The sequence below is a fragment of the Ilyomonas limi genome (assembly GCF_005233845.1).
In the GTDB taxonomy this organism is placed as follows: domain Bacteria; phylum Bacteroidota; class Bacteroidia; order Chitinophagales; family Chitinophagaceae; genus Ilyomonas; species Ilyomonas limi.
In genome coordinates this window covers 208,520-232,829 of sequence record NZ_SZQL01000008.1, presented here as the reverse complement: position 1 = coordinate 232,829, position 24,310 = coordinate 208,520, and the positions used below count along the sequence as shown (strand labels likewise).

Below are 24,310 nucleotides of genomic sequence, written 5' to 3'. Positions count from 1 at the left end.
GGATAACCTTGAAACAAAAAATTTTAGACTTATTCAAACTGAATGGCCATGTGGCATTGGTCATTGGTGGTAATCGCGGGCTTGGGCTTGCCATGGCAAAAGCTTTGGCAGAAGCAGGTGCAGGTATTTGTATTGCTGCAAGATCAAACGGAGAAAATGACAAAGCTGTACAATGCATTAAAGAATCGTATGGCGTTGATTGTATAAGTACTTACTGCGATGTTGCCAACGAAGAAAGTGTGCAGCAAACAGTGCAAAAAACGGTAGCGCACTTTGGGAAAATAGACATCTTAATCAACTCGGCAGGTATCAATATACGGGGAACGATTGAAGATTTGTCGCTGGCCGACTTTAATAAAGTACAGCAGATAAATGTTACCGGCTCCTGGTTAGCCTGCCGCGAAGTGGTACCCATCATGAAGAAGAATGGTTACGGACGCATCATTAACATTGGCTCCATGCTTTCTGTAACCGCCATTCCCGAGCGCACGCCGTATGCAACCAGTAAAGGTGCCATTTTACAACTTACCCGCTCGCTGGCAATGGAACTGGCAAAAGAAAAGATTAATGTGAACGCTATTTTACCTGGTCCTTTTGCTACCGATTTAAACCTGCCGCTTACCAATGATCCGGAAAAGTATAACGCCTTTATTGCCAAAATACCCATGGGGCGCTGGGGCGAATTGTATGAGATAGGTGGCATAGCGCTTTACCTCGCAAGTCCTGCTTCGAGCTATGCAACCGGAGGCTGTTTTTCGGTGGATGGCGGATGGATTACCATTTAAAAACACGCACGCAGGCTGTTATTTCTACAAAACCCAATAAATAATTATGAAAGAAAGCATTCGGCTGGTCCAAATCAAACATCCTGAAAAAGGGCGGCGGGTAGCGATGGTTAAAGAGCCTTCACTCATTTTATTAAACAATACTGACTCGGTTTATGCGCTTGCATTTGATGCACTTAATACACAAGCGAAAATGGAAGCTTTGATAGCATCCCGCTTATCAGATGAAGTGTTAGACTATGATGCTGTTTATAATGGCGAAAGTGAATGGAGATGGCTGCCTTCATTCGACTATCCTCAAAACCCTGCTGCCTGCATTGTTTCAGGCACTGGGCTTACGCATAAAAACAGCGCGCTTAACCGCCAGATGATGCACCAAGCACAGGAAGCAAAACTAACCGACAGTATGCAGATGTACCAATGGGGGCTGGATGGCGGCCACCCCGAAGGCGGAACAGTAGGCGTGCAGCCAGAGTGGTTTTATAAAGGCACCGGCAATATCTTACGTGGTCACGGCGATAACCTTGAAATACCTCATTTTGGTAACGATGGCGGGGAGGAGCCGGAAGTGGCAGGCATCTATATTGTTGACCGGAATGGAAAACCCTGGAGAATAGGGTTAACCACAGGTAATGAATTTTCTGACCATGTAATGGAGAAGAAAAATTATCTATATCTCGCTCCTTCTAAGCTCAGGTCCTGTGCTATTGGTCCTGAACTGGTATTAACTGCTGATTTTGAAGATGTAAAAGGTACAGTAAGCATTACAAGAAGGGGCAATGTTATCTGGTCGAAAGAAATACAGACCGGCGAGAAAAATATGGCGCACAGTCTTCCTAATTTAGAACATCACCATTTTAAATATCCCGGACATCGCATCCCAATGCAGGCGCATATTCACTTTTTTGGGGCAGACGCCTTTAGTTTCGGAGATAAGATACAATTACAGGAAGGCGACATCATGAATGTAGAATGGCGTGGGCTGGGCAGAACGCTAAAAAATCCATTGACATTCTCAAAAGAGGAAGAAAGAATAGTGTCAGTAGCATCAATACTATAAGTTGATTAAAAATAACGAACTCCTTGTTTACTGCAGTAATAAGCTGCAGCAGTATATCTTTTTGTATAGTTTAAATGTATAAGCCATGAAAAATGTAACTAACGTATTGCTTAGCCAAAGAAACCGGTTGCTGATAGTGCTGCTGTTTTGTTGTACACAACACCTGCATGCGCAACCACCAAAAACACCTTTATATCTCGATTATACGCAACCGGTTGATATGCGTGTACATGACCTCATGTCGCGAATGACACTAGAAGAAAAAGCAGCTTTTTTAAACCATGTTGCGCCGGATATTGAGCGCTTTGATATTAAGTCGGATAAATGGAATCAATGTTTGCACGGGGTTGTATGGAACCGGCCTACTACCATGTTTCCGGTATCTATTGCAGCAGCAGCTACCTGGGATACAAAACTAATGTATGCAGTAGCTACTGCCATCTCCGATGAAGCCCGCGCTATATACAATGGCTGGCATAATGATCCCAATTTTAAGGGTGATAAAAAAGGTTTAATCTACCGGGCACCAGTTATCAATATGAGCCGTAACCCATACTGGGGACGTATCAATGAATGTTTTGGTGAAGACCCGTACTTAACCGGGAGAATAGGGGTTGCCTATGTGCAAGGTCTGCAAGGCAATGATCCTGAACATCTTAAACTCGTATCTACCCTAAAGCACTTTGCCGTAAATAATGTAGAAGAAAACCGGCAGGCGCTATCAGCCACCGTGAGTGAGCGCATGCTGCACGAATACTGGTTGCCACAATTTAAAGACTGTATTGTGGAAGGTAAAGCACAATCTATCATGGCTTCTTATAATGCTATTAACGGCACGCCTAACAATATCAATAAACATTTGCTTACGGATATTCTTAAAAATGACTGGGGCTTTAAAGGTTTTGTAGTCTCGGACCTGGGCGGTGTAAGAACGATGGTAAACGGGCACGAAAAAGGACAAATGAGCTACGAACAGGCAGTTGCCAAATCAGTGATGGCGGGCTGCGATTTTTCTGACAAAGAATTTATGGAATATATACCTGCCGCAGTAAAGCAGGGTTTATTATCGGAGGATAGATTGAATGATGCGGTTTACCGCGTAATGCGAGACCGGTTTTTGTTAGGAGAATTTGATCCGCAGGATAAAGTTTCTTACAGCAACATTCCTATGTCGGTAGTTGGTAGTAAAGAACACCTTGCACTCGCATTGCAGGAGGCGCAGGAATCTATCGTTTTATTAACCAATAAAAATGGCGTTCTTCCTTTAGATAAAAACAAAATAAAAACCATTGCAGTTATCGGTCCACATGCCGATGTGTTTACCGCGGGTGGTTATAGCGGTAAACCAATGGAAGCCATTACCCCGTTACAAGGAATTAAAAACCGTATTGGACAAGGCACGGAAGTGATTTTTGCCAAAGGCACACCATTGCCGCCGCCCAGGAGAAGAAGGAATGCAACTGCTGATTCAAACGCAACTGCCACTCCTGTTTTTGATACTGTTTTAGAACTGCAAAATGCTGCTGATGCTGCAAAAAAAGCCGATGCTGTCATACTCTATGTAGGTACTACACTCGATGTGGAGGCAGAAGGGCATGATCGTACTTCTTTAGGCTTGCCGGCTGGGCAGGAGGAATTGTTTAAAACAGTATTAGCTGCCAACCCACGCACCATAGTAGTGTTGATGAATGCAGGTCCGCTTACGATACCTGCAGTTAAAGAAAGCGCACCAGCCATTATTGAAGCGTGGTGGGGTGGCGAGCAGGGAGCTAATGCCATAGCAGACGTATTATTTGGAAATGTTAATCCCGGTGGCAAATTGCCCTATACCGTATATGCTTCAGAATCGCAGGTGCCGCCGCAGGATGAGTATGATATTTCAAGAGGCTTTACATATATGTATTTGAATGGAAAACCGCTTTTCCCCTTCGGCCATGGATTAAGTTATACCACTTTTAAATATTCCAATTTAAAAGTATCTGATAAACAAATAACACCATCCGGCAAGGTAACCGTAAGCGTGGATGTTACCAATACAGGAAAAGTTGCCGGCGATGAAGTAGCACAACTGTATGTACACGATGTACAATCAAGTGTAAAAAGACCTGTAAAAGAGCTTCGTGGTTTTGAACGCATCTCGTTGAATCCCGGACAAACCAAAACTGTAACTTTTGATTTACCTGCAAATAAGCTTGCCTTTTATGATGAACAATCACACGGCTTTTTGGTAGAACCAGGTGCTTTCGACCTTTTGGTTGGCAGCTCATCAGAAGACATCCGGTTGCAAACCCAGCTTAGCGTAATAAAAGGAAAATAAATAAGGATATGGCAAATGCAACAATTGCTTTAAACAATGAGCAGCCGCTGAAAATGCGATGGGTAATGATCACCTTTGCTTTTTTGGCCACTTTTCTCAATTATGTTCATCGCCTCTCCTTTAATTACTTGAGTGCCGATGGCGAATTAAGGAAACTCATTCCCGACGATGCATTCGGGTATATAGGCACTGCATTTTTCGTTGCCTATATGTTGTCTAATGCGCTTTCGGGCCTGGTGATAGACAAGTTAGGAACCAGGATTGGCTATTCGCTTTGTATGGCTTTCTGGACAACGGCTGGGCTCTTTCATGCGTTTGCCGTTACGCCTTTGCAATTTGGTATTTGCCGGTTTTTATTGGGTATTGGTGAGGCAGGCAATTGGCCGGCTGCCTTAAAGCTTACCAGCGAATGGTTTCCGCCCAATGAACGTTCTACCGCCTCAGGAATATTTAACAGTGGCTCTGCACTCGGGGCAATCGTAGTTCCTCCGTTAATAGCAGTCATGAGTTCCCGCTATGGCTGGCAATCTACCTTCATTATTCTTGCAGTATTCGGGTACTTATGGTTGGCTGTCTTTTGGTTTGCTTATTATACGCCCCAGCATTCGGTAAAAGAAGCTAAAGCAAGGGTAATTCCGCCTTTGAAGCTGTTAAAAAACCGCTTTGTTTCCAGGTTGCTGCTGGCAAAAATATTCATTGAGCCGGTGTGGTATTTTGTTACATTCTGGATTGGGCGCTACCTCGTGGATGTACATCATTGGGATTTGAAAAAAATCGGGTGGTACGCGATGCTTCCTTTCATCATGGCAGACATTGGTAATATTGTTGGTGGCTATTTTACACAGTTTATTATTAAGAAAGGGGTTCCTATTCCAAAGGCACGAAAGATAGCTTTGGGTATGTCTGGTGTTATCATGTGTGCACCGCTGTTGCTGGCACCGTTGCTTGTAACCACGCCTATGTCGGCACTTATCGTTTTTGGCTTGGCAGGCTTCGGATATACTTCTTACACCGCCAATGCACTAGCGCTCACCGCTGATGTAGTACCTAAAAGTGCTGCTGCTTCCGGATGGAGTCTTGCATGCATTGGCAATGGCATTGGCGGTGCTATTTTTCAATCATTATCCGGCATTACGCTGGTGTATGTTACTGCTGCTTACAATTATACGGCTGCATACAATGTATTATTTATAGGGTTTGGCGTGTTGTCATTAATAGGCCTGATTATTTTATTATTCCTCATGGGACCATTTGTAAAAAGTAAAGCGTTGCAGGATTATGTAGATGCGGAAGCACCTGTGCCGCCGTATGCTTTAAATGTACAGGCTTAAGGGGGCGGAATGACGGGCAGCAGCACTTGAATCACAATTACTTATCATTCAACTATCAAATTAAGTACATGGTAACGTAAATTCTTTTAAGTTCAAAGAGTACTTAAACATCAATAGCAAGCCTTATATCAGCCAAACCATATACTCAAATAAGAGATGCAATTTAGATTAAGTGGTGGCGTAGGCACGGACAGATGCGCGGAGCGATCATGTCGTCCTTGATCTTTTGGTTACTTTTTCCATCAAGGGAAAAAGTGACAAAAAACTGTATGTAAGAAATCATATATAATAACACTGACAACTTCACAAAACCCTACAGCTGATTTGTTCTGTTTGAAATAATTTAGTTGACAATGTACTAAACATCAATAAAACTTACCAATATGACACTAACCGGTGAAAATTTTATAGGCTTTCAAAACAGTGCAAAAAGCAATAAAACATTCCAGGCTTTTGCATCCGCCACCAACCAGTTTTTACAAGGAAACTTTGCCATTGCTACCAGCGAAGAATTAGAAAAAGTATTGTCCTTAGCAAGCAATGCTTTTCCGGTATATAAAGAAATTTCAGCCGCAAAGCGTGCCGATTTTTTAGATGCAATTGCGGCTGAAATTTATGCGTTAGGCGATATGCTAATAGAACGATGCTCACAAGAGTCATCCTTACCTGTTGCACGTATTGCGGGAGAAAGGAACCGTACTTGCGGGCAACTTCAATTGTTTGCACAACTGCTGCGCGATGGCTGGTGGGTAGATGCACGTATTGATACCGCACAGCCTGAGCGAAAGCCGTTACCAAGGACAGACATCAGGAGAATGCTGGTTCCTATTGGCCCGGTGGCTGTATTTGGTGCAAGCAATTTTCCACTGGCTTTTTCTACTGCCGGCGGTGACACTGCCTCTGCACTCGCGGCGGGTTGCCCGGTGGTTGTTAAGGCTCATTCCTCTCACCCCGGAACAAACGAGTTGGTATCTTCTGCAATCATAAAAGCTGCAAAAGATACCGGCATGCCCGAGGGTGTGTTTTCTTCGGTATATCTTTCCCATGAGGATGCTGTAAGCCTTGTAAAAAATCCCGTTATAAAAGCGGTTGGCTTTACTGGTTCCCGTAGCGTGGGTATGCGTTTATTTAATGCAGCCGTTTCCAGACCAGACCCTATACCAGTTTATGCAGAAATGAGTGCCATCAATCCTGTAGTGCTGATGGAAAGTGCATTAAAAAAACGAAAAGATGCTATTGCAAAGGAATTGGCTGCTTCTTTAATATTAGGGGCAGGACAGTTTTGTACCTGCCCGGGGTTGGTGCTTATGACAGATACGGATGCTGCACTCCAGTTCAGGACTGCTTTTGCTGAGCAGATCGCGGCAGTCATGCCCGCACCCATGCTGAATAAAAATATTCACAAAGCATACTACGAAGGTGTAAAAACATTTGAGGATGCGGCTGAAATATTTGTGTTGGCCAAGTCGTCGACAGAACCGGTGGCAGACCGCTATGAAGCGCAGCCTGTTGTGCACATGATCAGCGGAGCAGACTTTATTGCCAACAAACAATTCTCTGAGGAGATTTTTGGGCCTGCTACTTTATTGGTGATATGTAAAGACGAAGCTGAATTGCAGCAGGCACTTCAATCTTTAGAAGGACAACTAACAGCTACTTTGCATGCTGTGGACGATGATGCAGCAGCTTTGAAACCCATCATCAATATTATATCAGAAAAAGCTGGTCGTGTGATATATGGTGGCTACCCAACGGGTGTAGAAGTTTGCCATTCCATGCAGCACGGCGGGCCATTCCCCGCTACTACCGATGGCAGAGCTACTTCGGTAGGCACGGCTGCCATTTATCGGTTTGTAAGGCCGGTAGCTTACCAGGCATTTCCGGATGCACTGCTTCCTGAAGCTTTACAAAATGCCAATCCATTACATATTCTTCGTTTGGTAAATGGCAACTGGACTACGGATGCAATTGAATAAGATAGTTAGTATAAGTATGAAGGGAAATAATAAAATGGAAGTAAGATGTAACGGCAGCTATTTATAAGTTTTTACATACAAGTTAATAGTGGTATTTTTAAAATTTGTGGAATATTCAAAAAATCAGACCAGTATTTATTTAATAAAAATTGCGCTTATGAATACCCGTTTTCGCCTGGTTTTTACAGTGCTTATTCTTGCATTTAATCCATTGCATTTTTCCAATCTTTACGCACAGAATGCACGGATAAAAATAGATCTCGACCGCACCATAGGAGAAGTGGACCCGCATATTTATGGCAACTTTGTAGAGCACTTAGGTCGTTGCGTATATGGCGGTATTTATGACCCGGACAATAAGCTTTCTGATAAAAATGGCTTTCGTAAAGATGTAATGACTGCTGTACAGAATTTGCATCCAACTATCATCCGTTATCCCGGCGGCAACTTTGTTTCCAACTATAACTGGCTCGATGGTGTTGGTCCGAAATCGGAACGTGTTCCCCGTCTTGAATTAGCATGGTATACCTTAGAACCCAATCTTTTTGGCACAAATGAATTTATGCAGTATGTGCGTTCGGTTAACGCAGAGCCTTATTTTACAGTAAACATGGGTACCGGAACAATTGAAGAAGCACGCCGCTGGGTAGAATACTGCAACGTGAAAGACGGTCCATATTATGCTGAGTTAAGAAAAAAACACGGATTTCCGGAGCCATGGAATATTACATACTGGAGTCTAGGTAATGAAATGGATGGACCCTGGCAAATGGGGCACCTAAGCGCAGAGGACTATGTAAAAAAAGCCCGTGAAGCAGCCAAGTTGATGGTAAGAACTTCACCCGGCATCAAGCTGGTGGCCGCAGGCTCTTCTAATTATCGCGCCGGTGCCGATCCTGACCACTGGAACCAAACAGTGCTTACAGAACTGAAAGATGTGATTGATTACATTGCCATTCACATGTATGTGGGCAACCCCGATAGTAATTATTACAACTTTATTGCAACGCCATTGGTTTTAGAGCAGCGTACCAAAATTATAAAAGGTATGATAGCGCAGGCGATGCAAACTGCCAGCAGAGGCGATCGCGATCCTATTTACATTGCATGGGATGAATATAATGTGTGGTACAGGGCAAGACGTGGCGCCAGTGCAACTGGCAGAAATGCGCTGGAAGAAAAATACAATCTGGAAGATGCTTTGGTAATAGCGGAATTTTTAAATGCTTTCATACGCAATGCCGATGTAGTAAAAATGGCAAACCTGGCACAACTGGTAAATGTGATAGCGCCTATTTTCACTAACGAAAACGGAATGTTTAAACAAACAATTTACTATCCGTTGCAGTTGTTTGCCAACCATGTTTCAGGTACATCGCTCGATGTATTTGTAGATTGTAAAAATTACAGTACCGAACGGTTTAATTTGGGTTTGGGTGAAACAACCGCACAGTTGAGTAAAGTGCCTTACTTAGATGTATCGGCTACCTATAAAGCTGGTGAAGTAACGCTGTGTGTAGTAAACCGGAATAAGGAGGAAGCTATTACTACAGACATTTTATCGCAGAATGGTGCCTTCAGCGGAACATTTGAGGTTTTTGAGGTGAACGGACCAGATATTAAATCGGGAAACGACTTTAATAAAGAGGTAGTAAAAACGGTAGAAAAGCCTGCTATCAATGCCAGCGGAAATAAAATAATGTACAGTTTTCCGCCACACTCTTTTACTATGTTGAAAGGGAAATTGACCAAATAACTTTAATCAATAACTATAACTTATGATTTTATCAACCTGTAAGGTTGTGTTGTACATCATGCTTACTTTTAAGTGCTTCAACCTGACAGGTTTTTCCAACTACTTTACAATCTTATGGTACGACGATAAGGTAATGACTACCGCAGCTTTACCCGCAGCACCATATCGTCGGCAGTTACATACAAGGTATCTTTTGTTGCACTAAACGAGCAATTAGAAGTAAAGCGATTATACACTTTTATTAAACCCAACAACTTGCCTGCTGGTGAAATAATATTGATGCCATCCGGACCAGCTCCAAAGATGTTTCCATATTGATCTATTTTCATTCCATCTGGCCCTTGTTTTTGGGCAGCTTTTTGTTTCAAGGGTAAAGCATTCAGCAATACACCACCACTCTTTATATTGCCATTTTCATCTAATTGAAAAGCATACCAGGCGGGCTTTTGCTCATCGCTGCTGGCGAGGTATAAAGTATGTTCATCAGGCGAAAAAGCGATGCCGTTTGGCCGCGGAATGGAATCAATTAAGAGGCTCAATTTGCCACCGGCACTTATCTTATAAACACCTTCAAACGGCAATTCTCTTGCTGGGTCATCGGCGCCTTTAGGTAAGCCATACACCGGATCGGTAAAGTAGATATTATTTTTGCTGTCTGCCACCAGATCGTTGGGACTATTAAATTTTTTACCATTATAGTTTGCTGCCAATGCGGTGAAGTCGGGCTTCGGTGCATCCAGTGAAGCGCTCATTCTTGCGACCTGCCTATTACCTGACTGGCAAAGTAGCAGGTTGCCTGTTGCATCCAGTGCCAAGCCATTAGAGCCAATTTCCCCTTCCCTCGGCGTACTGCCGGTATAGCCTGCAGGCATCAGGTACACGCGCGGTGTGTCGCCTTCTTTCCATTGGTATATTTTATTCTCCGGCACATCCGAAAACAAGAGCATTCTTTTTTCTGCAATCCATACCGGACCCTCACTCCAGTTGTAGCCTTTACCAATTACTTCTATAGCAGCATTACTATCAATGATGCTGGCAGCACTGCTGTCGTACCATTCAATTTTGCCAATCGCGCTGTCTTGTTGTGCCTGCTGCATAGACTGCGAATTTGGTTGATTATTGCAACCTGCAAATAGCAACACTGTTGATATACAAAAAAGTAGTTTCACCGGATATGTTTTTGGTATGATGAGCTTTAAATGTAATTATATTTTGCTGTCTCTTAAGTCTGATCGTTTCTTGTCTGCAATTTACTCACCCGGATGATAGCTTTTCTCTACATGCTTCATCACATCTTCTTTATAAAACAACACATTTTTAAAATTGCCATTAATGTACATTTCTGCCTGATCAAGATAATGCGGCGATTGCGGATTGAATGATTGTCCGCCGGTAATAACAGATTTTGCTTTTATCTTTTTCCCAAATTCCACACAGGCAATAAAGGAATTGCCATTAAATCCATAACGCTTAACCGTATTAGGAAAACGCCGTGTGGCAAAAGCAGGGATAGAACCAAAATTAGAAGCTGCAAAGCCTACCGCCATGCTCCGCTTAGCATCGTCAAACACACCATCGACAGGACGCTGATAACGGTTTACATTGCCCCAGGCAGTGCGCCAGGTACCAAAGCGGTTAGATAAATCCTTTAAAGTTTCTGATAGTAGTTGCAGCCTTTCCAGTGCGGTAGTATGCTGTATGGCGGCTCTTAATTGTTCCACCAAATGCGTGGCATTGTAAAGATTAGTAACGGGCGGTACTTTTTGTAAAAAACGATAGCCAAATTCGATAGCAATGGTGGACGCTACGGAAGTATCGGCAGCAGATTTATTCCAGTTAGTTAATAAGGTAATGGCCTCGCCTAATGATTGCTTTAATGAATCGGTTGACGCTAAAGAGGTATAATCATTCAGCAACACTGGAAGCAAATCATCAAAAAGGGCTAAATAATGATTATAGCCAATATTTTTAATCATACTTTCTACTGTTAAATCATTGGCATTACTTAATAAACGCGCTGCGGTAATGCCGCGGTAATTCTCCCCATCCGGCGCCATGTAGACAGGATAATTTTCCGGCTTTGGACTGCTCTCTCCCGACACCGTAAATGGTGTAGAATTGCAGTTTTGAATAAAACCGGTAGCCGGGTTATACACATGCACAATAGAATCAAGTGCATATATGCCTTTCCAGTCGGTAGCCGACGTGCTGCCATCTACCGGCAAACTATAGTCGTATTTGGTATTGCGGCGCGGAACAAAATTGCCGTGCCAGTAAGCAATATTTCCTTTGTAATCGGCAAATACAGTATTGTCGGATGTGTTGGAGCGCAGGTTCATTACTTGTTTAAACTCCTCAAAACCTTTGGCTTTGGTGCGCAGCCACGATTGCTCTAATGCTGGCAGTGAACGGTTATTCTCACGCAGGCTAAGCCATTGCCCATTACGGCTGCCCATCACCGGTCCATGAATAGTGTGATAAGTAGTAAATGTTTGTTCTCCAAAACCATCATCTTTTTTATAGCGAATGGTAATTGTTTTCGCAGTAACCGGCAGCAATTGATCATCATATTGTGTGTATAATGAGTCGCCTCTTTTTATTATTTTTTCAGTAAATAAATCTGCAACATCTGCTTCGCCCGAAGTGTGCATCCAGCCGCAATATTGATTGAAGCCTTGAAAGATAAAAAAGGTTCCCCATGTTACCGCGCCATACGCATTCAGCCCCTCGTCGCTTGCCATTTGCATTTCCGAACGGTAATAGAAAGTAACGTGCGGATTGATGTATAAAATAGCATTTTTAGCAGTGGTTTTTTGTGGTGCTACTGCAAAGCCATTGGAGCCCATCGGATCATTATTGATGTATGGATTTTCTTTTTCTCTAAAAGCCACACTGCTGTCTTTAGCAGGGTAGAGGTTTTTCATGTCATTCACCGAAATGCCGCCATCCTGTGTTGCGGAGATGCTGCCGTTAGTACGCAATAGGGCAAACCACGGCTCAAAATGCGTGAGCACTTTTGGCTTTACTTCGGGGTGTTTATATAGATAATAATTTACTCCGTCCGCAGCAGCATCTAATAACTTTTTCAGCCATAAGGGACTATTGTTGTAATCCCTTTTCGCTGCGGCAGTATCATAAATCAGCCGCATTTCCAAATCGTCGTACAATCGGCTTTCGCCATACACTTCCGATAAGCGGCCCAGCATTTCGAGGTTATTTTCTTCTACTTTTTGAAAGCTTTCCTCGCATTGCGCATACAGCAGTCCAAACACCGCATCTGCATCGGTTTTACCATAAATGTGCGGTACAAACCAGTTGTCACGGATAATAGTTACACGCTGTGCTTCGGCTTTGTAGCGTTCAATTTCCTGATGCGAAAATTGTTGGGAGAAGGAAAGCAATGGAATAAAAAGTAATGAAAGTTGTATAAGCATTCTCATCATACTTTCAAAGTAACAGAATCATTTTAAGAAAAGGAATAAGCATTCTGTAATATTCTTATCCTTACTATCTTTCCTACATGAAAATATCCTTTCTTTTTGCCCTGCTATTTTGTTCTCTTTTTTCTTTTGCGCAAACAGATTCTTTTTATCTCTTAAAGCCTGACCGTGTGTTTGATGGCGAAACAATGCACACGGGCTGGGTAGTATTGGTAAAAGGAAATACAATAGCAGGAGCAGGCGCAATGAATTTCAAATTGCCTGCAAATACAAGAGTTATAGAAATGAAAGGCACTACGCTGTTACCCGGTCTAATAGAAGGGCATTCACATTTGTTTTTACATCCATACAATGAAGTAGCGTGGAATGATCAGGTGCTAACAGAAAGCCGTGCCGAGCGTACTGCCAGAGCCGTTACGCATGCACAAGCAACGTTGCTTGCCGGCTTTACTACCGTACGCGATCTGGGAACCGAAGGTGCTATGTATGACGATGCCGGCTTGAGACAAGCAATAGAAAAAGGTATAGTGCCCGGGCCAAGAATGATAGTGGCAACAAGAGCCATTGTTGCCAAAGGCAGTTACGGACCTAACCTGCACAATGCAGATATTAACTTGCCCCAGGGCGCAGCAGAGGTAGGCAATGCAGAGGAGATGGAAAGCGAAGTACGCACGCAAATAGGCAAAGGTGCGGATGTGGTAAAAGTATATGCTGATTATCGCTGGGGAATAGACGGGAACGCTATGCCAACCTTTACTACCGACGAAATAGCAATGGCAGTGCAGATTGCCAACAGCAGCGGCAGAACAACGGCCGCTCATGCTACTACCAAAGAAGGCATGCGCCGGGCAATTATGGCGGGCATTACTACCATAGAGCATGGTGATGATGGTGATGAAGCAATATTTACTTTAATGAAACAAAAGGGCGTGGCGTTTTGTCCTACATTGGCAGTAAGTGAAGCTATTGCTCAATACAAAGGCTGGAGAAAGGGCATTGATCCGGAGCCGGCACGGATTGCTGAAAAAAGGAAAGGCTTTCAGGCTGCATTAAAAAGCTGCGTAACGATATGCATGGGCGGCGATGTAGGTGTATTTGCACATGGCGATAATGCCCGCGAAATGGAGCTGATGGTGGAATATGGGATGAAACCTTTAGACGTATTGCGGTCTGCTACATCTGTGAATGCAACAGTGTTTGGCTATGGTAATAAAATTGGCAGTATTCAGAAGGGAATGCTGGCAGACATTATTATGGTAAGTGGCGATCCTTCCACAGATATTCATGCCGTTAGAAATGTAGTATTTGTAATGAAGGCTGGAATAATTTATAAAGAGTAAAAAATGTGGGAAAGAGTGCTAAAAAGGTAATAAAAACTTCGCTGTTACGGCAGGAAAGTTATCTGATTTATAATTACAATTAATGACTATAACAAAGTATAGCAAAGATGAGCAATAACGCGGATAACACTTACAGAATTCAACATCCTGTAAGTGTTTGTATAAATTGGAAGATTAATAAGCCCTGCTTGTAGGAGAACCATCGGTGTTGAAGTGCGTGTTGGCACTTGTGGCGCTGTGGCTACTAAAAGCCCATAGTAAAACTGCCGCTTGTAACATACAAAAGAAGAACATCAGTCAATATTTTTTGTGCGCTTAGCAAATGCGAATAATTATTCTACTAAAGGAATAGTGAAGTAAAAAGTAGAGCCTTTACCTAACTCACTTTCCACCCAGATGCGGCCCTTGTGGCGCTGTACTATTTCGGCACACAAGTACAAGCCTATGCCAAAGCCGGATACCATGGGTGTATTCTTGTTTTCTACCCGGTAATATCGTTCAAACAGGCGGTCTATATTCTGCGGTTTGATGCCAACACCTTCATCCTTTACACTTATTTGCACCAGCCCATCTATCTGCTCACAGGCTATTTCAATCTTTTTGCCGGGGCTGGAATACTTCATCGCATTGCTTACCAGATTGGTAATAACCTGGCCTATTTTCTCATAATCAGCATGTACAATCAACGGCTTGCACGATTTAAAATAAATTGTATGGCTGTGTGTATTAACAGACATTTCATCTTCTATGTTCTTTACCAGTTCTTCAATATTAAAAGTGGTTTTTTCAAGGTGTATTTTACCTGCTTCCAGGCGCGATACATTGAGGAAGCTGTTAATCATATTCGTCATTTTATTCACCTGTGTATGCGCCTTGTTGATAATGTCGGTAGTAAAAGCATCGCCGCTGTGCTTTGCCCGCATCGTGAGCATTTGCACATACGCTTTAATGGAAGTAAGCGGCGTTTTTAGCTCATGACTTACCATCGCAATAAAATCGTTCTTGCGAATATCATCCAGCTTGCGCTCGGTAATGTCTAATATGGTTCCGGAAAAATTGGCTGGTCTTCCCCGCTCGGCATTATATAGTTTTCCGGTAGCTTTCATCCAACGCAACTTTTGGTCGTGAATAGTAGTAATGGGAAACTCCAGATCAAATCGTTCGCCTTTGCTAATAGTAGCTTCTACTGCCGTAATAACGGCTTCGCGGTATTCTTCTTTTATTTGGCCAACAACCGCCTTGTAAGACATTTTTTCATCGCGGTGATAACCAAACAAGGCTTTCATTCTTGACGAAGGAATAAACTCGCGCGTTTCGGCATTGATAAACCAGGTGCCCATCTCGGCAGATTCGATTGCCATATCCAGCATTTGCTGGGCGCGCTCTTTGTCTATCCGTTCTTCTACACGCGTAGTAATATCTTCTGCCGCTACGATAATGCCCGTTACATTTCCTTTTGTATCAAATAACGGATCGTAATAAAAGCTGACAAACTTTTTTTGCAAGCCTTGTGGTGAATTGTGATAAAATACTTCTTCTTCCTGTCCATAACCCAATCCGGTATCATATACTTTGCGGAGTAGCATAGGAAATGGTTGTCCTTCCAGTTCGGGCAATATCTCCATCAGCGGGCGCCCGGTTATCTCTGCTATCGTTTTGCCCCATAAATCTGCCAACGACTGGTTGGCAATCTCTACAATCCAGTTTTTGCCACGCAATATCATCAGCGAGTAGTGCGCCGTCATAATCAGCCCGCGCAGATTAAACTCACTTTCTTCTACTTTTTGCCTTGATAAAACCTGTTCCGTAACATCGGTAGCTACTGCAATAATGCCGGTAATAGTATTATTTTCTCTGATGGCTTGATATACAAAATTGAAATAGGATTCTTTTAAAGTACCATGATGATTAAGAAGTGCTTTTACTTCATTACCATAAAAAGTATCGCCTGTAGTAAATACATTCTCCAGTATTTGCAAAAAAGGCTGTCCTTCCAGTTCTGGCAGTGCAACAGCCAGTGGCTTGCCGATAATGTCTTTTGTTTTTCCCCAAAGCGACAACATAATTTCATTCGCCGCGGTAATAATAAGTTGCTGCCTGCTGAACATACCAATTGCTACGGGTGCCTGTTCAATAAGGTTGCGGAAAATGGTTTCTTTTTCTGATAGCTCCTGCAGGCTTTGCAGCAAGCGATCCTGGCTATTGGCTAATTGATCATTGGAAGTTGCCAGTTCCTCCACTGTAGCAGTCAGTTCTTCGTTAATGGCGCCTAACTCTTCATTTAATAGTTGCAGCTGCAATTCTCTTTCTGCCAATGTTTTAGTGCGGAGATATACCCGTTCTTCCAACTCATTATTAAGCTTTGCCAGTTTCATTTGCGATTCAGCCAGTTCTTCATTAGTGGCATTCAACTCTTCGTTGGCGGCAGCTAATTGCTCGTTTAGCTGTTGCTCTTTTTCCAGTGCATTACGGTGCTCATAGCTGTATCCGTTATTCAAAATAGTTCCTACATGCAGCGCCACCGATTCTAAAAAATGCTGACAGTCGTTATCCAGCTTTTTGCGTGGCGACACTCCCATTACTATATAGCCATTAATTTTTGTATCACCCTTGGTAATGGTTGCTACCAAAGCTTCACGGCAGGCATCGCCCCATACGCTCATCACCGGGTTGCGCAGATACACATCTAGGTTAGGAATATACGTGGATATGCCGGAATGGGCAACCTGATGATACAAAAACATAGCTTTTGCAGCATCCTGTGCCGAAATGCCGGATACGCCTGCCAGCAACGTTTTAGCGGCATCGTGCTCCGATATGGTATAGAGCGCAAAAAACGGAATGTCTTCGCTCGCCTCTTTTAATATTGCAAGGCAATTTTGCAGGCTTTGCTCCCCCGTTTTAGCAGTGTTCAACTGTTGCAGCAACTGCTGGATAATACCTGCCCTCCGCTCGTTGATAACGCGGTAAGTAGTTTCGATAACGGCATTAAAAACGCCGCCAATGTTGCCATCCGGTCCAATAATGGGAGAGAGGGTATAATCGAAATAACACTCTTCGGTGTAGCCGTACCGCTGCATAAACAGGAGTGCATCGGGGCGGCGGATAGACTCGCCATTGTATAATACGCTTTTGAATTCTTCTGCTAAATCTGCCCATATTTCTGCCCATGCTTCATATCCCGGCCTGCCCAACGCCCAGGGATGTTTATTACCAAGTATCGGGCTGTAAGAGTCGTTGTATAAAATATTAAAATCTTCGCCCCAATAAATGGCAATAGGGAAGCCTGAATTGAGTGCAATGTTTACGGCAGACCGTAAACTGTCTGACCAGGTTTCGGGGTTGCCTAAAACTGTATCTGAGAAGTTGGCAGTGCGAATCAATTTTCCCATTTCGCCGCCACCCTTAACAAACGTGTATGTTGGTTGTATGCTGTTGTCTTTTGTTTGTAGATTCATTTTGCCCTGCTATGAAATCGCCTTTGTAAAAAGATGATATTATACAAATTTCATTCAAACATTTATTTGTACACAACAAAAATTACAATAGATCTAAAAATAGTTTGAGCTGAAAAGCCAGTAAGTAAGTGGCACCGGAATTCATAATAGAAAAAGATTTGCACAGCGCTTTGGATAGACTTGTAGCTTAGCTAGGGAAAAGGTAATAGATGATTTTCTTCAATTCATCAATCAGGTCAAGAGAAGAAATGAATGAACCCGGTGAGGTATTCCAAACAGCTTATCACAGTTCTTGGATTGATAAATGAATTATGTAGTATCAGTGAATGTAGGTAACAACCTCAACCGATTATTTTATAACGGATAAGTATTTCTACCCTCTCTTTATGAACCTTGGTATCCTGGTGATTTAAAACAAAAACTATTGCCAATTTTTGCTACTCATACCGCAAAGCCACAATAGGATTAAGTTTGGAAGCCTTGATAGCTGGCCACAAGCCTGCAAGCAACCCAAATATGGCGCAAATAACGATACCCGTAATAATCCAGCCCCAGGGCACTACAAACCCGGTATCTAAGACCAGCGCGAAAATATTGCCCACCATTACACCTAATATAATTCCGCAAATAGCGCCCGACACGCTGATGATGATTGACTCAAATAAAAACTGCTGACGTATATTTTTCTTTTTGCCACCAATGGCTTTTATCAATCCTATCTCGCGTGTACGCTCGTTTACAGCTACAAGCATAATGTTCATGAGGGCAATGGCAGCACTTATTAGCGTGATCAGTCCGATTAAGCCGGAAGCGCCAACGATGCTGCTGAGCAAACCAATAAACGTTTGCGCCAGTTTATCGCTTTTTTCTGCCACAAAGTTTTCGTCTTCGGTAGGTGTTAAATGGCGGATGCCTCTGAAGAGAGCCGTAGCATATCCTATGGCAGCATCTACCTGTTGTATGCTGTTGGCAGCTATGCCAATAGTGTAAGAGTCGGCGTTGTTGCCCAATTTTCTAATACTGTTGTAGGTAGTAAGGATTACATTATCTGCACGCATCAGGGCACTGGAGCCTTTGGGTTTAAGCACGCCCAACACCAGGAATGGCGCAGTGCCAATGCGGATAGTTTTGCCAACTGCCCGTACCGGATTTTCGCCAAAAAGCTTATTGGCAACATCGCTGCCCAACAGGCATACATTGCGACCACTTTGCACATCTGCAGGTGTAAAATTCCTGCCCACATCAATGCTGTAACCGTTTACCTGCAAATAGTTTTCATCGCCGCCATTTACACGCACATTGGGATTTGTTTTTTTATCGCCATAATGCACTTCATAGCTCCATCTGCCGTTCAAGGCAATACTTACTATAGCCGGAAAATCATAATCCTTTTTAAATCTTTCTGCTTCAGATAATATAATAGGCTTATCAAGATTGGATTTCTTTTTCTTTTTGCCGCGGGTTTCTTTGGTTGCATTATCGTTGTTGTTGCCAAAGCGGATGCGCTCTTTGTACGAAATAGTAAAACCATTGGCACCCATAGTAGCAAAGTTGTCTTTAAGGCTGCTGTTCATGGCATCAATGGCAGTAATAATGCCAATAAGCGCCATGATACCAAAAGCTATAATGGCTACAGTAATGCCGGTGCGCAGCTTGTTGCTGGCAACCGTTTTATAGGCTTGTAAAAATGAATCCTTCAATACCATGTTGCTGCATTGTAATACGTAAAAGTAGGTAAAGAACTAACAGTTGGTATTTGAATAAATGATGAATGGCAGATTTTGTGAGTTTGCGAGTTGTGAATAGTGAGTGGGCAGTTGTAAGTAACGTGTTAAGTCACATCTCTAATTTTCACTGCTCACGTTTTACCTTTCACTCACAACTCACCATTCACGTAGAATGCTCATACCTCATCCCTCATAATTCTTTGCTGCTTGTTTGGAGGAGCCAAGCCCATCAATTCCCAATTCAACAACATCGCCGGCTTTAAGATAAACAGGCGGTTTCATGCCCAGACCTACACCTGCAGGCGTGCCTGTAGTGATGATGTCGCCCGGCAACAGCGTCATAAACTGGCTGATATAAGCAATAAGCATAGGTACTTTAAAAATAAGATTGCTGGTGTTGCCATCCTGCATCATCTTACCATTTACCGTAAGCCAAAGCCGTAAGTTGTTTACATCTTTAATTTCGTCTTTGGTAGCCAGCCATGGGCCAAGTGGCGCAAAGGTGTCGCAGCTTTTACCTTTTACCCATTGTCCCACGCGCTCCAGTTGAAAGTGGCGTTCACTGTAATCGTTGTGCAGGAGATAACCGGCAATGTAGTCTTCCGCTTCACTTTCTTTAACGTACGATGCCCGTTTTCCTATTACAACAGCCAGCTCTACTTCCCAGTCAGTTTTTGTACTGTTTTTGGGTATAATCAAATCATCGTTGGGACCCACAATTGCTGTAGTGGATTTAAAAAACAGAATTGGCTCTACAGGTACCTGCATGTTGCTTTCGGCAGCATGGTCGGTATAGTTTAGCCCGATGCAAACAATTTTGGATGGTTTTAACAAAGGTGGTCCCAACCTCGTTTCGTTGCTTACAACAGGGCATTCCTGCCCGTGTATTTCGAGCCATTGTGCCAGGCGGTTTATGCCATTATTGGTAAAGAAATCTTCTGTATAATCTTCGCCAAATGCAGACACATCTATTCTTTTATCATCAGTAACTTGTATGCCGGGCTTCTCTTTGCCCGCTTCGCCAAAACGAATGAGTTTCATAAATGGTTAATAATTATGTTGGTTTTTGAAAGATTACAAAGATAGCTGTATGAGCGGAGGAATAGTGTTGTGGAGGGTATTTCAAATGTTAGCTTTTCCGCTTCAATGCCATTTAATAAAGACGTAGGCATAACAAGGCACTACAAAGCCACTCAAAACTGAGTGGCTTTGTAACTGATAACTATTATTAAATTAATTAGAATAATACTTTTGCTCAAAACTCTAAACGAATAACCTCATTACTCTGCTACTTGCGGCATATTGCTGCAATGTTCAATAATAGCCTGTTCTATATCTTTTGGTTTGATAGGCTTTACAATAAAACTGTTAATGCCTGCCTGCTTAAACTTACTCGCGTCGTCCAGTGCATTGGCTGTAAGCGCAATGATAACCGGGCGGGTGCTTTGCAGGTAAAACTCGCGGATACGTTTGGTGGCTTCCATACCATCCATTTCAGGCATAAACATATCCATAAAAATAAGGTCGTATTTTTCTTCTACTGCTTTAGCTACGGCTTCCGTACCGTTTTTAGCTGCTTCACATTTATAGCCCATTTTCCTCAATATGGAGGACAGTATCAATTGACTCATTTCGTTGTCATCGGCAGAGAGTATGCGTAATGGAATCCTTCTGCTTAATTCCTTATCTACTTTATCACCGTTGGTATCGGTTACTGTACGTACCTGTGTATCCATAATTTTGCCTGCGCGAATAGTAAAAGTAAACACGCTGCCGCCGGATGTACTTTCTATCTTAACAGCACCGCCCATCAGCGCCACTAAGCGTGCAGCTATAGATAAGCCTAGTCCTGTATAGTGTGTAGTGTACATCACTTCGTCCAGCGATGGTGGTGTATATGTCGTATTCTCCTTATCGCCGGCGTCTGCAATCTTAAACTGCAACTGCAGGTTGTTGGCTTGCTCACTCAGCAACTCTACATCCAGCTGCAATATACCCGTATCGGTAAACTGTACTGCATTGCCCAGCAGGTTTATCAGCACCTGGCGCAGGCGTACAATATCACTTACAATTAATGCAGGCACCTGCGGAGCTATCTGGTAATTGATGGCTATATGCTGGCTGTCTGCAAGCAATAATGTGCGCACCTCTTCTATACAATCCTTTAAGGACAACGGATTGTTTTCGAGTGTCAGCTTGCCCGATTCTATTTTGAAGAAGTCAAGACTGTCGTTAATTACTGATAACAGGCTAACTGCGCCGCGGTGCACCACACTTACCATCTTTTTTTGCTGATCGTCGAGTTGCGTTTGCTGCAGCAGCGATGCCGAGTTAAGTACATGATTAAGCGGCGTGCGCAGCTCATTGCTCATGGTAGAGAGAAATTGCGTTTTGGAGTGGTTGGCATCTTCGGCAGCCATTTTTGCAGCACGCAACTGGCTTTCGCTTTCGCTGCGAAAAGAGATGTTGGTAAGCACCATGCGGTAATAAATAACCAGCAGTACAATAAAAATCAATACACCTGCTACAAACACAGTAATAACATTACGTATGTACGGAAAGGCTTCGTTGAGGGTAGTCGCACTTCCGAAGGCATGCCATACTCTGATGATGTTGAAGGCGATAAAAATGATAACAATTATCATTGCTACCACCAACATCAGGCTCTTGTTTTTATATGTAAAATAAGATGCTTTAATGGGTAAAAATTAATGGATGCAAGTAAATGCGAAGCAGGAGAAAATACAATTAATATTCAATTAAAGGCGGCTTATAATTTACCTTAGATCATATATCTATAAAAGGCTATATGAGTTGGTGTTTCATTTTAAGTTGGTTACATATATTGTAAATTGTTGTAGTAATTGGGGTATATTTAAAGCTTGGGAACTGCTGTAAAAATTTCCCATTTTTAAAAAATACTTTTGCCTGCGCGCTGGCTGCTGTTTCCTTCGTAAGGAGTGGACTGATGCCGGTAAGCCTGTATTTTATAGCCTCCCAGCGCCAGATAACACCTGCCATAAAAGGGGTTACTTTTTTATGTACCGGGCGTTTGCCAAAACATTGTGCAATCATTACAAACAGTTCTTTAAAAGACATATTTACCGCATTCAAAATATAACGCTGTGCCGATACCTCGCTTTCCATCAACAACTGCATGGCGCTTACCACATCCACTACATCTACAAAGCCGGTTATGCCATCGGTGTACCATGGAAACTCCTCATATACCGTTTTAAAGATCTGCGAGGAGCCGCCATTCCAATCGCCTGCACCCAGTATGATAGTTGGATTTACAATTACTGCTTTCAGTCCTTCACCAATGCCACGCCACACTTCCATTTCTGCCAGGTATTTACTTTTGCCATACTCGCTGTTGTTGGTCTTTGGAGACCAGTGCATGTTCTCATCTATAGCTACTCCCTCATTTATGCGTCCGAGCGCTGCAACCGAGCTTACATGCAACAACTTTTGTACACCGGCAGTAATACATGCGTTTACTATATTGGCTGTACCTTCTATATTTGTTTGGTATAGTTCATGTATTTTTTTGGGGTTAAAGGAAACCACTGCGGCACAATGATATACCTGTTCTACGCCCGCTAATGCTTCTTCTAATGCTATCACGTCGAGAATGTCGCCTTTTATCCATTCTACCTTATCGGCACCTTCGTAAGAAGGAATAGCCGAGCGGTACAATGCGCGCACTTGCCTGCCTTGCTGTACCAAGGCCTGCACCAGATGCGAACCAACCAATCCTGTAGCGCCCGTAACAAAAACCATGTTGTATATTAAATGATGCAATGCCGGTTGCAAAATGCTGCAAACATACAGTAAGATGTTGTGTAAACGACAGTTTGGAGAGGGATGAACAAACTTTACAGCGTAGTGATTGCGCATAAGTTACAATCCTTATTTTTACAGCAATGCAACAGCAGTTGTTTTTGTTTGACAAAGGAGATAAGAATAAAGAAATTGTACAGCAAACTGCTGAAGGAATTGCCATGCGCGAAAAGGAGGAAAAACTGTTGAATGATGAAGACGATAATGAAGAAAAAATAGCCGAACAAACAACTATTGATCCTTTTGCCACCGCCCGGCAAAAAGAAGATGAAAAGATAGAACAGCTACTGCTGATGCCCAACATACGGCGCGGGCGCAAGTCTTTTAAAGACATGGATGAAGAAGCAATTCTTGTTGCTGTACCGGATGATGAAGTGTTGTTTAAAAAGCAATATTATCCCATGCGTACGGTAGCGGAATGGTTTGGTGTTACCTTATCACAGTTGCGTAAATGGGAAAACGAATTTGATATTTTGCAGCCAAAGAAGAATGCACGTGGCGACCGTTTCTTCCGCCCGGAAGATGTAAAGAATTTAGAATTGATTTATCATCTTATACGCCGGCGAAAATTTACGGTGGCAGGTGCCAAGCAATACTTAAAAGAAAACAAAACGAAGTTGCAAAATACAGTTCAATTGCTTGATGCATTGAATAAATTTAAACAATTTTTACTGGAATTAAGAGCTATATCCGAATGAAAAAAATACTCGTTGTTACAGGTGCTGTTTTTATATTATTTGCAGGTAAAGCACAAAGTGAGATCACGCCATCAACCGCTACAAACATGCCTTACGAAACCATCCAAGGTGATAATGAAATAACCTTAAAAGGTTTGCTGAGCCGCAAAGTTCTGGAAAGTGATACTACGTTTAAATGGTTTAAAGACAACTATGCTTTGGGCATGGCAGATGCATCGGCAGTACAGGCTTTTCAGGAAAATAAAGATAAAATTCATGTAATTATTTTTGGTGGTACCTGGTGTGAGGATACGCATAACCTGTTGCCTGTTTTTTATCGTTTGGCAGATAAATCGGGCTTACCCGATTCGAGCATTACCCTCATTGGTGTTGACCGCGACAAGCAAACGCTGGATAATCTGAGTGCGGCATTCAACATCATCAATGTGCCTACCTTTATCGTAATGCACGATGGCAAAGAAGTGGGACGTGTAGTAGAATACGGCCAGTACGGACAAATAGATAAAGAGTTGGGTGAGATAGTAAGCGGCATAAAGCCCCAAATGCCCCAGCCCTGAAGGGAGCTATGAAAAATAAAAA

The 24,310-nt window shown here is 42.8% G+C and carries 16 protein-coding genes; 9 read left to right on the top strand and 7 right to left on the bottom strand.

Annotated elements, in window-relative coordinates:
• Positions 1-8: 8 nt before the first annotated feature.
• The 6 genes from FC093_RS11975 to FC093_RS11950 all read left to right on the top strand — a co-directional run bounded on the left by FC093_RS11975 (position 9) and on the right by FC093_RS11950 (position 9,225).
• Positions 9-785: an SDR family NAD(P)-dependent oxidoreductase gene (locus FC093_RS11975; protein ID WP_137262019.1), complete on the top strand. Its 777-nt coding sequence runs from the start codon at positions 9-11 to the stop codon at positions 783-785.
• A 46-nt stretch (positions 786-831) separates the two neighbouring features.
• Positions 832-1,845, top strand: coding sequence for an AraD1 family protein (gene araD1 / locus FC093_RS11970; RefSeq protein ID WP_137262018.1), 1,014 nt, complete (start codon positions 832-834; stop codon positions 1,843-1,845).
• An 85-nt stretch (positions 1,846-1,930) separates the two neighbouring features.
• On the top strand, positions 1,931-4,162 hold the full coding sequence (locus FC093_RS11965) for a glycoside hydrolase family 3 C-terminal domain-containing protein (RefSeq protein ID WP_137262017.1): 2,232 nt from the start codon (positions 1,931-1,933) through the stop codon (positions 4,160-4,162).
• A gap of 8 nt (positions 4,163-4,170) precedes the next feature.
• A complete protein-coding gene (locus FC093_RS11960; RefSeq protein ID WP_137262016.1) occupies positions 4,171-5,493 on the top strand; it encodes an MFS transporter in 1,323 nt (440 codons plus the stop codon).
• Between the two features lie 383 nt (positions 5,494-5,876).
• On the top strand, positions 5,877-7,469 hold the full coding sequence (locus FC093_RS11955) for an aldehyde dehydrogenase (NADP(+)) (RefSeq protein WP_137262015.1): 1,593 nt from the start codon (positions 5,877-5,879) through the stop codon (positions 7,467-7,469).
• Between the two features lie 157 nt (positions 7,470-7,626).
• Positions 7,627-9,225 carry an alpha-N-arabinofuranosidase gene (locus tag FC093_RS11950; RefSeq protein ID WP_137262014.1) on the top strand — a complete coding sequence of 533 codons (1,599 nt, stop codon included), beginning with the start codon at positions 7,627-7,629 and terminating at the stop codon, positions 9,223-9,225.
• A 137-nt stretch (positions 9,226-9,362) separates the two neighbouring features.
• Here FC093_RS11950 and FC093_RS11945 read toward each other — a convergent pair whose 3' ends face one another.
• Both FC093_RS11945 and FC093_RS11940 read right to left on the bottom strand, forming a co-directional pair.
• Positions 9,363-10,394, bottom strand: a complete 1,032-nt coding sequence (locus FC093_RS11945; protein ID WP_137262013.1) for an SMP-30/gluconolactonase/LRE family protein — start codon at positions 10,392-10,394, stop codon at positions 9,363-9,365.
• 81 nt (positions 10,395-10,475) lie between these two features.
• On the bottom strand, positions 10,476-12,668 hold the full coding sequence (locus FC093_RS11940) for a penicillin acylase family protein (RefSeq protein WP_240743273.1): 2,193 nt from the start codon (positions 12,666-12,668) through the stop codon (positions 10,476-10,478).
• 77 nt (positions 12,669-12,745) lie between these two features.
• Here FC093_RS11940 and FC093_RS11935 point away from each other — a divergent pair, with 77 nt between their 5' ends.
• Positions 12,746-14,005, top strand: a complete 1,260-nt coding sequence (locus tag FC093_RS11935) for a metal-dependent hydrolase family protein (RefSeq protein ID WP_137262012.1) — start codon at positions 12,746-12,748, stop codon at positions 14,003-14,005.
• 332 nt (positions 14,006-14,337) lie between these two features.
• Here FC093_RS11935 and FC093_RS11930 read toward each other — a convergent pair whose 3' ends face one another.
• The 5 genes from FC093_RS11930 to FC093_RS11910 form a co-directional block, all read right to left on the bottom strand.
• On the bottom strand, positions 14,338-17,463 hold the full coding sequence (locus tag FC093_RS11930; RefSeq protein WP_137262011.1) for an ATP-binding protein: 3,126 nt from the start codon (positions 17,461-17,463) through the stop codon (positions 14,338-14,340).
• 437 nt (positions 17,464-17,900) lie between these two features.
• On the bottom strand, positions 17,901-19,169 hold the full coding sequence (locus FC093_RS11925; RefSeq protein WP_137262010.1) for an ABC transporter permease: 1,269 nt from the start codon (positions 19,167-19,169) through the stop codon (positions 17,901-17,903).
• A gap of 204 nt (positions 19,170-19,373) precedes the next feature.
• Positions 19,374-20,231: a fumarylacetoacetate hydrolase family protein gene (locus FC093_RS11920; protein WP_137262009.1), complete on the bottom strand. Its 858-nt coding sequence runs from the start codon at positions 20,229-20,231 to the stop codon at positions 19,374-19,376.
• A 239-nt stretch (positions 20,232-20,470) separates the two neighbouring features.
• The gene (locus tag FC093_RS11915) at positions 20,471-21,850 is read right to left on the bottom strand and encodes a response regulator (RefSeq protein ID WP_137262008.1); all 1,380 of its coding nucleotides are present in this window, start codon (positions 21,848-21,850) and stop codon (positions 20,471-20,473) included.
• Between the two features lie 145 nt (positions 21,851-21,995).
• Positions 21,996-22,973, bottom strand: coding sequence for an NAD-dependent epimerase/dehydratase family protein (locus FC093_RS11910; RefSeq protein ID WP_137262007.1), 978 nt, complete (start codon positions 22,971-22,973; stop codon positions 21,996-21,998).
• Positions 22,974-23,116: 143 nt separating this feature from the next.
• Here FC093_RS11910 and FC093_RS24045 point away from each other — a divergent pair, with 143 nt between their 5' ends.
• Together FC093_RS24045 and FC093_RS11900 are read left to right on the top strand one after the other, a co-directional pair.
• On the top strand, positions 23,117-23,731 hold the full coding sequence (locus FC093_RS24045; protein WP_206106556.1) for a MerR family transcriptional regulator: 615 nt from the start codon (positions 23,117-23,119) through the stop codon (positions 23,729-23,731).
• Positions 23,728-24,288: a thioredoxin family protein gene (locus FC093_RS11900; RefSeq protein WP_137262006.1), complete on the top strand. Its 561-nt coding sequence runs from the start codon at positions 23,728-23,730 to the stop codon at positions 24,286-24,288. The genes FC093_RS24045 and FC093_RS11900 overlap by 4 nt, the downstream gene beginning before the upstream one ends.
• The last annotated feature ends 22 nt before the right edge of the window (positions 24,289-24,310 follow it).

Excerpts from the sequence above, each read along its gene's own strand:
- araD1 (WP_137262018.1), top strand. The coding sequence starts at position 832 with ATGAAAGAAAGCATTCGGCTGGTCCAAATCAAACATCCTGAAAAAGGG.
- FC093_RS11965 (WP_137262017.1), top strand. The coding sequence starts at position 1,931 with ATGAAAAATGTAACTAACGTATTGCTTAGCCAAAGAAACCGGTTGCTG.
- FC093_RS11960 (WP_137262016.1), top strand. The coding sequence starts at position 4,171 with ATGGCAAATGCAACAATTGCTTTAAACAATGAGCAGCCGCTGAAAATG.
- FC093_RS11955 (WP_137262015.1), top strand. The coding sequence starts at position 5,877 with ATGACACTAACCGGTGAAAATTTTATAGGCTTTCAAAACAGTGCAAAA.
- FC093_RS11950 (WP_137262014.1), top strand. The coding sequence starts at position 7,627 with ATGAATACCCGTTTTCGCCTGGTTTTTACAGTGCTTATTCTTGCATTT.
- FC093_RS11940 (WP_240743273.1), bottom strand. The coding sequence starts at position 12,668 with ATGATGAGAATGCTTATACAACTTTCATTACTTTTTATTCCATTGCTT.
- FC093_RS11935 (WP_137262012.1), top strand. The coding sequence starts at position 12,746 with ATGAAAATATCCTTTCTTTTTGCCCTGCTATTTTGTTCTCTTTTTTCT.
- FC093_RS11930 (WP_137262011.1), bottom strand. The coding sequence starts at position 17,463 with ATGAATCTACAAACAAAAGACAACAGCATACAACCAACATACACGTTT.
- FC093_RS11925 (WP_137262010.1), bottom strand. The coding sequence starts at position 19,169 with ATGGTATTGAAGGATTCATTTTTACAAGCCTATAAAACGGTTGCCAGC.
- FC093_RS11920 (WP_137262009.1), bottom strand. The coding sequence starts at position 20,231 with ATGAAACTCATTCGTTTTGGCGAAGCGGGCAAAGAGAAGCCCGGCATA.
- FC093_RS11915 (WP_137262008.1), bottom strand. The coding sequence starts at position 21,850 with ATGTTGGTGGTAGCAATGATAATTGTTATCATTTTTATCGCCTTCAAC.
- FC093_RS11910 (WP_137262007.1), bottom strand. The coding sequence starts at position 22,973 with ATGGTTTTTGTTACGGGCGCTACAGGATTGGTTGGTTCGCATCTGGTG.
- FC093_RS24045 (WP_206106556.1), top strand. The coding sequence starts at position 23,117 with ATGCAACAGCAGTTGTTTTTGTTTGACAAAGGAGATAAGAATAAAGAA.
- FC093_RS11900 (WP_137262006.1), top strand. The coding sequence starts at position 23,728 with ATGAAAAAAATACTCGTTGTTACAGGTGCTGTTTTTATATTATTTGCA.